This window comes from Pallidibacillus pasinlerensis, from assembly GCF_009996845.1.
Taxonomy (GTDB): domain Bacteria; phylum Bacillota; class Bacilli; order Bacillales; family Caldibacillaceae; genus Pallidibacillus; species Pallidibacillus pasinlerensis.
The window spans coordinates 1-13,870 of sequence record NZ_JAACYS010000080.1 but is presented as its reverse complement, the minus strand read 5'-3'; the positions used below and the strand labels follow the sequence as shown (position 1 = coordinate 13,870).

Below are 13,870 nucleotides of genomic sequence, written 5' to 3'. Positions count from 1 at the left end.
AATTCATATAGGGGGAGAGAAATATGTATACAGTTGATATTAATTGTGACATGGGAGAAAGCTTTGGTTCTTATAAAATAGGCCGAGATGAAGAGGTTTTAGACTATGTAACAAGTGCTAATATCGCCTGTGGATTTCATGCTGGAGATCCATCGATAATGAAGCGGACTGTAAGGATGGCGCTGGAAAAAAATGTTGGTATCGGTGTTCATCCTGGAGTACAAGATTTAGTTGGATTTGGTAGAAGAGAAATTAATCTTTCTCCTGAAGAAGCTTATGATATTGTGGTATACCAGATTGGTGCACTTTATGCTTTTGTAAAATCTGAAGGTGGAAAAATACAACACGTCAAACCACATGGTGCTCTATTTAACATGGCAGCAAAAGATTCACAACTAGCTGAAGCAATTGCGGAAGCAGTTTATAAGGTAGACCCAGAGTTAATTTTGTTTGGGTTAGCAGGTGGGGAACTTGTGAAAGCAGGCAAAAAAATCGGTTTACGTACAGCAAATGAAGTGTTTTCTGACCGTACTTATCAACAAGACGGTTCACTTACATCAAGAAGAGAGGAAAATGCATTAATAACGGATCATGAAGTAGCCGTACAACAAGTAATTCGCATGGTTAAAGAAGGAAAAGTACGTTCATTACAAGGGGTAGACATCAACATCCAAGCGGATACAATATGCATTCATGGTGACGGTGAAAATGCACTTGATTTTGCTAAATATATTACTAAAGCATTAAAAGAAGCTGGTATTAAAGTTGCGAAAATTAGTGACTTTTTAAAGTAGAGTCTAAAATTATTCATAGTTCAATCTATTAATCTATCTACTAATTCTACTAATATTGTTAAGGGGGATGACGATTGGTAAAATAACCAATTGCCTGATTTATTAATAGTTTTTCTCTAAAAAACGGAATATTAGGAATAGGAGGATGTTATGGTAAATAATAAAGATAAGAAAAGTATAGTAAAAAATACTGCATCACGAAGTGTGTTACTTGGTGCAGCTTTTTTAATGGCGACTTCGTCTATCGGACCAGGATTTATGACACAAACTACAACCTTTACTGAACAGCTATTGGCAAGCTTTGGATTTGCAATTTTAATTTCCATTATTATAGATATTGGTGTACAGATGAACGTCTGGCAAATTATTGCGGTTTCAGAAAAACGTGCTCAAGATATTGCCAACGATGTGTTACCAGGACTAGGTTATTTTCTTTCACTACTAATTGTAATGGGTGGATTAGCATTTAATATAGGTAACGTAGGCGGTGCCGGTCTAGGGTTAAATGTTATTTTCGGTATTTCACCTGAACTTGGAGCAGCATTGAGTGCTCTGATCGCAATAGGGATTTTCGTGATTAAAGAAGCAGGAAAAGTAATGGATCGTTTCGTTCTTATTGCGGGTTTCGTTATGATTGCTCTAACGCTTTACGTTATGTTTACAGCGCAACCACCTTATGGCGAAGCTGTAGTTAGAACTTTTGTACCAGAGGAAATTAGTTTTATGGCTATTGTAACTCTGGTTGGTGGTACTGTAGGAGGGTATATTACCTTTGCCGGAGGACATAGATTAATTGATGCAGGTATTAAAGGTAAAGAAAATATTTCTACAGTTAGGAAAAGTGCTGTTACTGGAATCGGTGTTACCGCAATTATGCGTTTTGTTCTATTTTTAGCTACATTAGGTGTCGTTGCTCAAGGTCTTGCTCTTGATGCTTCAAACCCTGCTGCTTCTGTATTCCAACTTGCTGCAGGTAACGTAGGATACAAAATTTTCGGTGTTATCATGTGGGCTGCGGCAGTAACTTCTATTGTTGGTTGTGCTTATACATCCGTATCATTTATTCGGACTTTTAGCAAAAAGATAAGTGATAACTATAATTGGGTTATTGTCGCTTTTATTGTTGTTTCAACACTTGTATTTGTTTCTATTGGTCAACCAGCTAAAATTCTTGTATTAGTTGGTTCATTAAACGGTCTAATTTTGCCAATCTCTCTAGGAGTTATGCTAGTTGCAGCACATCGTAAAAAAATAGTTGGGGACTATAAGCACCCATTATGGCTAACAATTTTTGGTGTTATCATTGTTATCGCAATGGCAATTATGGGGGGAAACACATTAATAAATGGAATTCCACAATTGTTTAAGTAATAGCATATTAATAGAATCAAATTTGCACATAATGTTGTTCATAAGCAAATAAAGGGGGAGAATCCTTTGACGAATCCAGCATTATTAAGCCCTGAGGAAGCTCGACAATTAATACGGGAAGAAAAGTGGAGGAATCCTACATCAGGAATGGCAAATGGTTACATCCAGGCAAACTTGGCTGTATTGCCAAAAGAATATGCCTTTGATTTTTTGTTATTTTGTCATCGAAACCCACAGGCATGTCCGATAATTGATGTGGTTGAGCCTGGGGAGCATGCACCCAAAATAGCAGCTCCTAATGCAAACGTAAAAACAGACATTCCAAAATATCGAATTTATAAACATGGAAAATTTGTTGAGGAACGAGCAGATGTAATAGACGTGTGGGATGAAAATATGGCAGGGTTTTTGATTGGATGTAGTTTTACTTTTGAACAGGCGTTGCTAGATAATGGCATTCCGATAAGACATCAAGAAGAAGGTTGCAATGTGCCGATGTATATAACAAACATCCAATGTGAGAAGGCTGGAATTTTCGAGGGACCGATGGTTGTGAGTATGCGGCCAATGTCAGAGAGGGATGCGATTCGAGCCGTACAAGTGACAAGTCGTTTTCCATCAGTTCACGGTGCACCTGTACATATTGGTAATCCAGAAACAATCGGTATTAAAGATATTAATCAACCTAATTTTGGTGACGCTGTTACTATTAAAAAAGGAGAAATACCTGTTTTCTGGGCCTGTGGAGTAACACCACAAGCAGTTGCAATGCATGTTAAACCTGAAATTATGATTACTCATTCGCCTGGACATATGTTTATTACTGATTTGAAAAATGAACAGTTTTCGATTATTTAATTATATTATAAGAAAGTGCTGAGTCTGAAAGATTCAGCACTTTTCTGTTTTTAATAACTCGTAAAGTTTTATAAAATATAATACTGTCAGGTTTCCCCAATAAAATCTCTGTGCCAGAATGCATCTACTAGCTTGCTAAATAAATAGTTTATAAAACTTTATTTCAAAACTAAATTTTTATAAAAAAGTAGGTAAATATACTATTTTTGCTCCTAATTGTTACCGATTTCAACACAATAGTTGCTATTCTTAATGTTTTTTACTATAATGAGAGTGAACTTATAATGATAATCATTATCAATACTTAATTGAGAATATTCGAACTATGGGGATAAACACAAATGAGACTATGGATACTAATGCTAGCTGGGATTGTCCTGTCAATTATTTCGTTATTTATCGGGGCAATTGACATTAAACCAACTGATCTACTAGATTGGGAGTCTGATGAAACACAGATTTTCTTAATAAGCCGTGTCCCTCGGTTAATGGCGATTATTTTAGCTGGAGCAGGGATGAGTATCGCTGGATTAATTATGCAAAGTTTAAGTCGAAATAAATTCGTCTCACCAACGACAGCTGGAACATTAGATGCAGCTCGGTTGGGTATTTTGATTTCGATGATTTGCTTTACAAATGCCACATTTATCCAGCAAGTAATCTTTAGTTTTGCTTTTGCCTTATTAGGAACAATCATATTTATGCAAATTTTAGACAGAATTAAATTTAAAGACGCAATTTTTGTACCATTAATTGGAATTATGTATGGAAATATTTTAAGCTCAATTACCGTTTTCTTCGGTTACGAAGCAGATCTTCTCCAAAATATTAGTTCTTGGTTAATGGGTAGCTTTACACTCGTTATTGCAGGGCGTTATGAGCTTTTATATGTAGCGGTACCTGCAATCTTATTAGCTTACCTTTATGCAAATAAATTTACAGTGGCTGGGATGGGTGAAGATTTTGCAAAAAATTTAGGCTTAAGTTATCGATTCGTACTAAATCTTGGCTTAACAATTGTAGCCGTCATAACAACGACTGTCGTTCTTACCGTCGGTGTGATTCCATTTTTAGGATTAATCGTACCAAATATTGTATCTCTTTACATGGGGGATAACTTACGTAAGACAATTCCCCATACGATGGCCCTTGGCGTTGTATTTCTATTAATCTGTGACATTATTGGTCGGGTTGTTGTCCACCCATATGAGATACCGGTAAACGTGACGGTGGCAGTCATTGGCAGTGCGATCTTCTTAATTCTGTTATTTAGGGGGAGAGCATATGCGAAATAATAGTACGAAACTAATCATCCTAGCCGTTATTGCTATTATTTTCATATTACTTTATGGATTTTACGACATAAAAGGCGGATTTGACTATGCTTTCCCTCGACGGATGATTAAGGTAGGTGCCATGGTAGTAACAGGTATTGCCATAGCCTATTCAACGGTTGTATTCCAAACGATTACGCAAAACCGTATTTTAACGCCGTCTGTTATGGGACTTGATTCAATGTATGAAGTTGTGCAAACGTTAATATTCTTTTTTGCTGGAGCAACTTCAGTTTGGGTTGTAAATAAATATTTAAACTTTAGTGTAGCAATTATCGCGATGGTCTTATTTGCCTTATTACTTTATCGATTCCTTTTTAGAGCGGATAAATATCCAATTTTCTTACTCTTATTAATAGGGATGATTTTAGGTACATTATTAGGAAACTTTGTTACGTTCTTACAAGTGTTAATTGATCCTGTTGAGTACTTAAGTTTACAAAACTTATTATTCGCAAACTTTAGTAAAGTAAATGGCGATTTATTATTATTTGCTGCTATTATTTTACTTATCGCATTTATTTACGGATTCCGGATTATGCACAAACTAGATGTAATGAATCTAGGGCGTGAAAATGCGATTAACTTAGGGGTCAATTATGACCGAATGATGATGAATATTCTAATTTTATCTTCGGTTTTAATTGCTACAGCAACAGCGTTAGTTGGGCCGATTACATTTTTAGGTTTAATTGTAGCAAATCTCGCTTATCAATTATTCGCCACTTATAAACATATAATTTTAATTTTGGGAGCAAGTTTAATTAGTGTAATTGCTTTAGTCGGTGGACAGTTTCTTCTTGAACATGTATTTGAATTACGAACGACGTTAAGTGTAATCGTTAACTTTGTTGGTGGGATTTACTTCATTTATTTATTACTAAAAGAAAGTAGGGCTGCAGGATGATTGAAATTAAGGGGTTAACAAAGCGGTTTGGTAAGAAAACAGTTGTTGATAATGTTACAGCAAAAATTCAACCACGTACGATTACTTCTTTTATTGGACCGAATGGTGCTGGTAAATCAACACTGTTATCGATGGTTAGTCGCCTTTTAGATGCCGATACAGGTGATGTTTTACTCGATCAAACGAGTGTGAAAAAATGGAAGTCAGATCGTTTTGCTAAACGAGTTTCAATTTTAAAGCAGTCAAACTACCTAAATGTTCGCCTAACCGTCCGCGAACTTGTTTCCTTTGGACGATATCCGTATTCAAAGGGACGTTTAACGGATGAGGATGAAAAATTCGTTGATCAAGCCCTTGAATATATGAACTTAACGGATATCCAAGATCAATTTTTAGATGAATTATCTGGAGGTCAAAGACAGCGGGCCTTTATTGCAATGGTTATTGCGCAAGATACCGATTATATTTTGCTAGACGAACCATTAAATAACTTAGACATGAAGCATTCTGTACAAATTATGAAAATTTTACGGAAGCTTGTCGATGAATTAGGGAAGACCGTGGTCATCGTACTCCATGATATTAACTTTGCCTCGGTTTATTCAGATCGGATTGTTGCATTGAAAAACGGGAAGCTAGTAAAAGATGGTCCTACCCATGAAATAATTAATTCAAAAGCGTTACGGGAAATTTATGATATGGATATCCCAATTCACGAGCAAAATGGTTGTCGAATTTGTGTGTATTTTAATTCCCATACACACGCAAACTAAAAAAAGAATTCAACTAGCCTAGAGTGATAATTTTTGGAATTATTTTCTCTAGGCATTTTTTGAGAGCTATTATTCAGAAAAAATATAAAAGTAAGCTATTTCTAGTGGGTTTGATAATCATGTTAAAAATTAGTAAAAAACATATTGACGCTTCTAAATGATAATCCTATAATAGTAATTGATAATGATTATCATTATCATAAAGAAAACAAAAGGAGAGAACTACATATGAGAAAGTTTAAATTTGCAATCATTATGTTAGCCATGCTTCTTTTACTAGCAGCATGCGGTTCAGAGGATAAATCTTCCTCAGAAAATAATAACAACACAGGATCTACAGAAAGCAAAGGTGCATTTCCAATGACAGTTTCACCTACAATCGCATCTACAGAAGATAGAGATTCAGGTCTAAAAGTACAATATGATGATGTAACTTTAGAGAAAATGCCTGAGCGTATCGTAGTATTTGACTACGGTTTCCTTGATACACTAGATGCACTAGGCGTTGAAGGAATTGTTGGTTTACCTAAAGATTCTACATTACCAGCTCATCTTGAAAAATATAGTTCTGATGAATATACAAGTGTTGGTACTTTAAAAGAGCCATTACTTGAAGATATTGCTGCTTTAGAGCCAGATGTCATTTTCATTTCAGGTCGTCAAGCAATTTTCTATGACCAATTAAAAGAAATTACACCGAATGTTCTATTTATAGGTGCAACACAAGATGATTATTGGAACACATTTTTAAAATCTGTAGACATTGCAGCACAAATCTTTGATAAGCAAGAAGAAGCGGATGAATATTTAGCAAAATTTGACACAGCTTTAGAAGAAATTAAAGCATTAGCTGGAAACTTTGAAACTTCACTAGTTACAATGTACAATGAAGGAAAATTATCCGGATTTGCGACAAACTCTCGTTTTGGTTATGTATATGATGTTTACGGTTTCGTACCAGTTACTGAAGATATTGAAGCATCTTCTCACGGTTCTAACTTTGGCTTCGAAGCAATTTTAGAATTTGATCCAGAAGTATTGTTTGTAATTGACCGTACAGCTGCTATTGGAGGCCAATCAAACATTGAAAAAGATATGGAAAATGAAATTATTCAAAAAACAACTGCTTATAAAAATGATCGCATCGTTTACTTAGATGGTCCACTATGGTACTTAGCAGGTGGCGGTTTACAATCTGAATTAATGAAAATTGAAGAAGTTTTAGCTGAATTAAAATAATTTGTTTTAGTTATTCATTTGTTCTGTTGTCAAAAGATTACCCCCATTGTATATTTTTTGTGCTTGGCTTTTAATAAGGCCAAGCGTTTTTTATTAATGTGAAGTATTGTAAAATGAAGTAGAGATTACGTAGATGAATTTTGACAAGGAGTAGACAAATGAGAAAAATTTATAGCGATGTTATCCAGTTTCGGGGTACCCATTATGATTTTGGTTATTTACAAGGAACTTTACTAAAAGATTCACTTACAGTTAAAAACCGTGAGCAACAATGGAAAGTGAGAAAACCACGATTTACGGTACCTGAGCAAGAGGTTAAGGCTGCAATTACCCAATTTGCGCCACAAATATGGGAGGAAATTTTAGGTTTAAAAGATGCTTTGGAGTGGCCGATGGAGCGGGTGCTACGCGAGTTTGGTGGTTATCGGGTGAATTACTTTCAATCAGGGTGTTCGATTGTAACTGGTGATAACTATATGATCCGAAACTATGATTATCATCCAAAAACATATGATGGACGATTTACAATTTTTCAACCGACGGATGATGGGAATGCAATTATTGGACCGAGTCAAAGAATTACCGGTCGGATGGATGGTTTAAATGAAAAAGGTTTAGCTATGGGTTATAACTTTATGAATCGAAAAAAACCAGGAGACGGCTTTGTTTGTAATATGATTGGCAGATTAATTTTAGAAACATGTGCAAATGTTGATGATGCCATTTCTTTGTTGAAAGAAATTCCACATCGCCATTCCTTTACATATATTGTTCACGATCGTTCTGGTGAAACGTATATGATCGAAACTTCACCGAGAAAGGTTATTGTCAGAAAGTCTCAAGCTTGTACAAACCATTTTGAAATTATGAAAGAAGAAAATCGCTTTAATTTAGAAGATTCGAAACGACGATTAGAAGTGATTGAGAAGGAACAACAAAAGGTTGGTAACTTAGATGGGAAGGAAGCTTTCCGTTTATTGAACGATACGGATAAAGGTGTCTTTTCTGATTTATATGGTTCGTGGGCCGGAACGATTCACACGTCCGCCTATTTTCCGAAAGAATTGAAAGCGTGGTTTGCTCTAGGGGGAGACCAAGAACCGACGGAGATTGATTTTGCTAAATGGCTTGCTGGAGAAGATGTTGAACTTGAAAAAATATATGGTGAAGTAGATAGTGATATTCCATTTGTCCATTTAGATGAAGGTGCGGATTGGAGTAGACGGTGAGTGGAAAGTGGTTCGAGGACAAATCACTTGTCGTAATTTAATGAATTGTCATTGAGGAAGAGGAAAGTACAAGTTAGAAATGTCTTCGAGAGCGTTTCTCGTGGACAAAACGAGGGCAGTAGAAGGTAGAAATGTCCTCGAGAGCGTTTCTCGTGGACAAAACGAGGGCAGGAGAAGGTAGAAATGTCCTCGAGAGCGTTTCTCGTGGACAAAACGAGGGCAGTAGAAGGTAGAAATGTCTTCGAGAGCGTTTCTCGTGGACAAAACGAGGACCGGAGAAGTTAGAAATGTCTTCGAGAGTGTATCTCGTGGACAAAAAGCAGGCAGTAGAAGGTAGAAATGTCTTCGAGAGCGGTTCTCGAAGACAAAAAGCGGGCATGAGAAGCTAGAAATGTCACCGAGATTGGTTCTCGAAGACAAAACGCGTGCAGGACAAGTTAAGAATGTCATCGAGATTGATTCTCGTTGACAAAATGCAAGCATGAGAAGCTAGAAATGTCACCGAGATTGGTTCTCGAAGACAAAAAGTGTGCAGGACAAGTTAAGAATGTCATCGAGATTGATTCTCGTTGACAAAATGCAGACTGGTAAAGGAAGAAATGTCACCGAGATTGGTTCTCGAAGACAAAACGCGTGCAGGACAAGTTAAGAATGTCATCGAGCTTGGTTCTTATTGACAAAATGCAAGCATGAGAAGCTAGAAATGTCATCGAGAGCGGTTCTCGTTGACAAAATGCAAGCATGAGAAGCTAGAAATGTCACCGAGAGCGGTTCTCGAAGACTAAAAGCATGCAGGACAAGTTAAAAATGTCATCGAAACCACTCATCATGGATTAAGAGTTCATGCCAATTAGCAATTAATGTAAACGCCCAATGTTTTTTGGGCTTCCTCCATACGTCCAATGATCCCATTTTGTGCATAACCTAATATCAGTAATGTTTTATGAGTTGAAGGGGATATGCCTATGGGACTTTATTTAAATAAAAGGAAACATCCGACTGTTTTTCAAAGTCAAAAGCGAATTCCAGAACAAAACCAAGTCGTTTACCGGATTGATTTTTTAGAGAGACTTTTAACAGAGCAAAAAAAGACGTACGAAACGATCTCCGAATCAATAGAGGCAATAAATAATGCTTTTCAACAACACGAAAAAACTCAATCAAACGAGTTGAAGCAACTAAATTCAAATATTCGTTCAGTAAAAAATAATCAGTTGCGACAAGCTAGTTCAAATCAATATATTCAAGCAGCCCTACAATCGGTAAAGGAAGAACAAACTGAATCAAGACAAGACGTAGTCGGTGGGATGAACAACTTAGTTAAGCGTCAAGATGAAACAAATGAAAAAGTAGCTAGTTTTTTTGAAAAAATCGAATCCGAGCAAACGTATTTACGTGATACGATTCAAGCTTATTTTACAAAAATAATTGACCAGCAAACAGAACAATTAAAAGCCTTAGAACATGATGGTGTCAAACAGGAAGAGATTCAAAGGAAAATGGCGGACATTACAGAGTTAGGGAATGTTTTTAAGGAACAACTGCAAATCATTGAAAAGACTCAACAACAATTGGTAGAGTTAATTCAAGCAGTTCAAAAAAATCAGCAGACAATGACGACAAAAATGGATGAACAAAGGGATTTCCAATCCGGTATTATTAATCGGTTAGAAAACCAAGAAGCATATACTGATAAAATTATCCGTCAATTGGATCATTTACGCTCGATTATTTTTGAACGGGCTGGAGTACTTGCAGAAAAGATCGAGAAGGGTGTTAAGCAGACTGCGTCTCATATTACTCGCTTATTTAATGGAACTGAAAAGCAAACACTTCAAGAATTCACACAGGATGTAGTTGAAGCGGAAAAAGAACACCAAGAAGAAGTAAAGCAATGATATTATGTCGCACCTTAACTTTATCGTTAAGGTGTAACTTTTTGCTGTAGTATATTAGTATTCTTTTCCATGATATAATCGGTTACAATAGATGTAATTGCATAGAAAGGGGAATTTACATGAGTAAAAATAAATTTCGAGGATTTATTGGTACATATACGAAAGGTGACAGTAAAGGAATTTATTCTTTTGTTTTTGATCAAGAAAGCGAGCAGATTACGGACATCGAATTAGTAGCTGAAGTGAACAATCCTACCTATGTAACAGTTAGTGAAGATAATCGCTATTTATATGCTGTAGGAGCGAACAATGATCAAGGAGGGCTTGTTGCTTACGCTATTGACCTAGAAACGAATAAGTTACAAGAGTTGAATCGCCAAATGACAGAAGGTTCTTCACCATGTTATGTCGGAGTTAATCATGACAATTCACAAGTTCTTGCGGCTTATTACCATCGTGGTTCTGTCGAATTATTTGAAACGAATAATGATGGTTCGCTAAACCCACGGAAATCAGTTGCTGAATTTACAGGTAGTGGTCCGAATAAAGATCGTCAAGAAAAACCACATACTCACTATGCTCAGTTTACACCGAATGAGAAGTTTGTCGCTGTTGTTGATTTAGGAATTGATCAAATTATTACCTTTGATGTTTCTAGTGGTGAGTTAAAAGAAGGACATAAATTGTCTGTTCGTCCAGGCTCAGGTCCGAGACATCTTGCCTTCCATCCAAATGGAAAAATGGCTTACTGCATGACAGAGTTAAGTAATGAAGTGATTGTATTAGAGTTTAATCAAGAGGACGGTAGTTTTAAAGAATTGCAATACATCCCGACAATTCCAGAAGACTTCACAGAAAATAGCCAAGGTGCTGCAATTCGTGTAACGAAAGATGGTCGCTTCGTTTACGTAAGTAATCGTGGTCATAATAGTATTGCAAGCTTTAAAGTTGAGGCAGACGGTACGTTAACTTACCTTGAGTATACTGCCTCAGAAGGGAACTGGCCACGTGATTTCCAATTTGATCCAACAGAAGAATATGTAGTTGGTTCAAATCAAGAAAGCGGAAACTTAGTTCTTTATAAACGGGATACAGAAACGGGCCGTTTAACTGTGATAGATAAGGATATTAAAGTTCCTTACCCGGTTTGTGTAGCTTTTTTGCATGAATAAAGAGGGAAAAATGGTTTTTTTTTTGAAAAACAAACTTGTGTTGGAATAGGGTTTTGTGCGAATTTTGAACGGGATTGTGCGAAAAGCATCGGAAAGCGTGCGGGATTCGTAAATCTTGTGCGAACTCGATAAAAAGTTGTGCGATATTTCCATTTTTCGTGCGAATTTCCCAAAGTTTGTGCGAAATGCATTTATAAATAAAAAACAAATAAAAAATGGACTTCCCCTCAAAGGGAGTCCATTTTCTTTACTTAATGTCCGCCATGAATTTTTCAATTTTAGGTGAAATGACGAAGAGTAAAATTGCTAAAACAATGGCTACCGCACCAATTGTACTGAAATAAATAGTTTCAGTTTCTGGTGAATAGAATTTTACGATTTGTGCATTGATTGCTTGCGCTGCTGAGTTTGATAAGTACCATAAACTCATTGTTTGTGCTGAGAATGCCTTTGGTGCTAACTTAGTTGTCGCAGATAAACCTACTGGTGATAAGCAAAGTTCACCTAATACTACAATCAAGTAGCTTAACACTAGCCAAATCAGTCTAACTAATGTATTTTCCCCAGCGAAATATCCTGGAATTAAAATAACTAAGAAAGATAAACCTGCAAATAAAATACCGAATGAGAATTTCTTCGGAATCGATGGGTCGCTATTTCCTAATTTCACCCATAACCAAGCAGAGACTGGAGCTAGAGCAATGATAAATAATGGGTTTAATGATTGGAACGAGGCTGACGTATATACTAACGATCCATAAATCGACATGATTGAAAGTGCAGTTGCTTTATCAAAGCCTAGTCCGCCCTTAGTCACTTCATAATACATATAAAAGATAAGGATAGCCCTCATACCATAATAAGAGAACCGTTCCCAAAACTCTGTAAAGAATAACGTAAACAGGCCTTTTGGATGCCAAAAAATCCTTTTTGTGGAACAGTTTCCCAAACATTTTGTCTATTATTTGAAGACATAAAAAAAGAAACCTCATTTATTATTTTACTATAGTGTTATAAAGGGGGATGTAAAAGTATTCGTGAAAAGTGGAATAACTTATCAAATATTACTATATTTATATAATAAAGCGCAATCGGAATTTCCTGAACGATTAGAAAAAACACTTTTTTGGCGTGCCTGTGCTTATTCCGTTGAAAACAAATTGGAGAAGGCAATCCAAGTATTGAAAAAGGTTTAGAGAAAGGAATTTAGTGGAATCGACAAACATTAACAGGAGACTCGGATTTAAAAATTTTACATAAGCTTGAAGCCTTTCAAACGATTGTGCAAAAGTGTGAGCAGATGTTAGAGAAGAAAAATCCAGAAGCTAAACCTCAATTATTTACATACGGGAATTATATAACAAATACCGGAATATTTTCCTTACAATGGCGAGGTTCTAATGTTGACGATTTTGCACCGTATTGGTTAGACACTAATACATTAAAGGAGTATTATTTTGGGTTTCCCCAATCGTCACAAGTTTACGGATATTGTAATAGGCTTTATTGCTGTAATTCCTGCTATTCAAGATTTGTCTCAATTTGAAAAACAATTAAAAGAAAATCCTGTTAGTGGTATAAAAGGTTGCATTATTACCGGTGACGCGGATTATTTCTATGAAAAAACGGTAGAACTTACCCAGCTATTTGAAAAATATAACTTGCCATGCAAATTTATTGTTAAAGAAGGTTTAGTTCACTTTTTCCCAGCAGATTTTACAAACCTTTTAAAAGAAGCGGTGGATTACATTTTAGATTATTAGAATTTAAAGAATATTATTGTAGTTCGTTATTTAAAAAATCTATATTTCATGGTAAAATTTTAATGAAGTTTAGAGAACTTCAAATTTTTTTAATCGGAAAATGAATGAATTCTCATTCACTAATAAAATTTATACTAGTTAGGAATTTTTTGGTCAAAAATTTAAAAAGGGGATGTTTGTATGAGTGAAAAGTTAGCAAACGCGTCACTTGTGGAAATTAAAAGTTTTATCGAAGAAGAATTGAACCGTAATTCAGAACCAATTAAAGATCTAGAAGCAGTTTACGAGTTTCATATTTCCGGAGATGAGGAAGATACGTTCCAACTTCAACTGAAAGATGGCCAAGCAAAAGTTGTCCAAGGGGATGGAGAAGTTGCGGATTGTATTTTAAAAATGTCGTTTAAAAGCTTTCAGCAGTTCTTAACTGGAAAATTGAGCGGAACCGTTGCCTTTATGACAGGAAAATTGAAATTAAAAGGGGATATTTCAAAGGCATTAAAACTAGAATCGATTTTAAAACAATATAATATAA

Annotated in this window: 13 protein-coding genes and 1 pseudogene; 13 read left to right on the top strand and 1 reads right to left on the bottom strand. The window is 35.8% G+C overall.

What is annotated here, in order from left to right; genetic code table 11:
* The first annotated feature begins 23 nt into the window (after positions 1 to 23).
* The 10 genes from GW534_RS13975 to GW534_RS13930 all read left to right on the top strand — a co-directional run bounded on the left by GW534_RS13975 (position 24) and on the right by GW534_RS13930 (position 11,575).
* On the top strand, positions 24 to 794 hold the full coding sequence (locus GW534_RS13975) for a LamB/YcsF family protein (protein WP_161921610.1): 771 nt from the start codon (positions 24 to 26) through the stop codon (positions 792 to 794).
* A gap of 150 nt (positions 795 to 944) precedes the next feature.
* Positions 945 to 2,165, top strand: coding sequence for an NRAMP family divalent metal transporter (locus GW534_RS13970; RefSeq protein WP_246204172.1), 1,221 nt, complete (start codon positions 945 to 947; stop codon positions 2,163 to 2,165).
* A gap of 66 nt (positions 2,166 to 2,231) precedes the next feature.
* A complete protein-coding gene (locus GW534_RS13965) occupies positions 2,232 to 3,023 on the top strand; it encodes a putative hydro-lyase (RefSeq protein ID WP_161921609.1) in 792 nt (263 codons plus the stop codon).
* Positions 3,024 to 3,364: 341 nt separating this feature from the next.
* Entirely contained in the window at positions 3,365 to 4,318 is a 954-nt protein-coding gene (locus tag GW534_RS13960; protein ID WP_161921608.1) for an ABC transporter permease, read from the top strand.
* On the top strand, positions 4,308 to 5,264 hold the full coding sequence (locus GW534_RS13955; RefSeq protein WP_161921607.1) for an iron chelate uptake ABC transporter family permease subunit: 957 nt from the start codon (positions 4,308 to 4,310) through the stop codon (positions 5,262 to 5,264). Before GW534_RS13960 ends, GW534_RS13955 begins: the two co-directional genes overlap by 11 nt.
* Positions 5,261 to 6,037 (top strand): iron ABC transporter ATP-binding protein, encoded by a 777-nt coding sequence (locus GW534_RS13950; RefSeq protein WP_161921606.1) that lies wholly within the window; start codon positions 5,261 to 5,263, stop codon positions 6,035 to 6,037. The genes GW534_RS13955 and GW534_RS13950 overlap by 4 nt, the downstream gene beginning before the upstream one ends.
* A 228-nt stretch (positions 6,038 to 6,265) precedes the next feature.
* Positions 6,266 to 7,276, top strand: coding sequence for a siderophore ABC transporter substrate-binding protein (locus GW534_RS13945; protein ID WP_161921605.1), 1,011 nt, complete (start codon positions 6,266 to 6,268; stop codon positions 7,274 to 7,276).
* A gap of 158 nt (positions 7,277 to 7,434) precedes the next feature.
* Complete coding sequence (locus GW534_RS13940) at positions 7,435 to 8,505, top strand: C45 family autoproteolytic acyltransferase/hydolase (RefSeq protein ID WP_161921604.1); 1,071 nt, start codon at positions 7,435 to 7,437, stop codon at positions 8,503 to 8,505.
* Between the two features lie 965 nt (positions 8,506 to 9,470).
* Positions 9,471 to 10,403, top strand: a complete 933-nt coding sequence (locus GW534_RS13935) for a coiled-coil domain-containing protein (protein ID WP_161921603.1) — start codon at positions 9,471 to 9,473, stop codon at positions 10,401 to 10,403.
* 119 nt (positions 10,404 to 10,522) lie between these two features.
* A complete protein-coding gene (locus GW534_RS13930) occupies positions 10,523 to 11,575 on the top strand; it encodes a lactonase family protein (protein ID WP_161921602.1) in 1,053 nt (350 codons plus the stop codon).
* A 247-nt stretch (positions 11,576 to 11,822) separates the two neighbouring features.
* Here the strand turns inward: GW534_RS13930 and GW534_RS13925 are convergent.
* Positions 11,823 to 12,550, bottom strand: a pseudogene (locus tag GW534_RS13925) (POT-type proton-dependent oligopeptide transporter).
* 62 nt (positions 12,551 to 12,612) lie between these two features.
* On the opposite strand from GW534_RS13925, the gene GW534_RS13920 reads away from it, so the two are divergent.
* The 3 genes from GW534_RS13920 to GW534_RS13910 all read left to right on the top strand — a co-directional run.
* Complete coding sequence (locus tag GW534_RS13920) at positions 12,613 to 12,771, top strand: hypothetical protein (protein WP_161921601.1); 159 nt, start codon at positions 12,613 to 12,615, stop codon at positions 12,769 to 12,771.
* 261 nt (positions 12,772 to 13,032) lie between these two features.
* Positions 13,033 to 13,338 (top strand): hypothetical protein, encoded by a 306-nt coding sequence (locus GW534_RS13915; protein ID WP_161921600.1) that lies wholly within the window; start codon positions 13,033 to 13,035, stop codon positions 13,336 to 13,338.
* 180 nt (positions 13,339 to 13,518) lie between these two features.
* On the top strand, positions 13,519 to 13,870 hold a 352-nt coding region (locus GW534_RS13910; RefSeq protein WP_161921599.1), incomplete at its 3' end, for an SCP2 sterol-binding domain-containing protein.

Excerpts from the sequence above, each read along its gene's own strand:
- GW534_RS13975 (WP_161921610.1), top strand. The coding sequence starts at position 24 with ATGTATACAGTTGATATTAATTGTGACATGGGAGAAAGCTTTGGTTCT.
- GW534_RS13970 (WP_246204172.1), top strand. The coding sequence starts at position 945 with ATGGTAAATAATAAAGATAAGAAAAGTATAGTAAAAAATACTGCATCA.
- GW534_RS13960 (WP_161921608.1), top strand. The coding sequence starts at position 3,365 with ATGAGACTATGGATACTAATGCTAGCTGGGATTGTCCTGTCAATTATT.
- GW534_RS13955 (WP_161921607.1), top strand. The coding sequence starts at position 4,308 with ATGCGAAATAATAGTACGAAACTAATCATCCTAGCCGTTATTGCTATT.
- GW534_RS13950 (WP_161921606.1), top strand. The coding sequence starts at position 5,261 with ATGATTGAAATTAAGGGGTTAACAAAGCGGTTTGGTAAGAAAACAGTT.
- GW534_RS13945 (WP_161921605.1), top strand. The coding sequence starts at position 6,266 with ATGAGAAAGTTTAAATTTGCAATCATTATGTTAGCCATGCTTCTTTTA.
- GW534_RS13940 (WP_161921604.1), top strand. The coding sequence starts at position 7,435 with ATGAGAAAAATTTATAGCGATGTTATCCAGTTTCGGGGTACCCATTAT.
- GW534_RS13935 (WP_161921603.1), top strand. The coding sequence starts at position 9,471 with ATGGGACTTTATTTAAATAAAAGGAAACATCCGACTGTTTTTCAAAGT.
- GW534_RS13930 (WP_161921602.1), top strand. The coding sequence starts at position 10,523 with ATGAGTAAAAATAAATTTCGAGGATTTATTGGTACATATACGAAAGGT.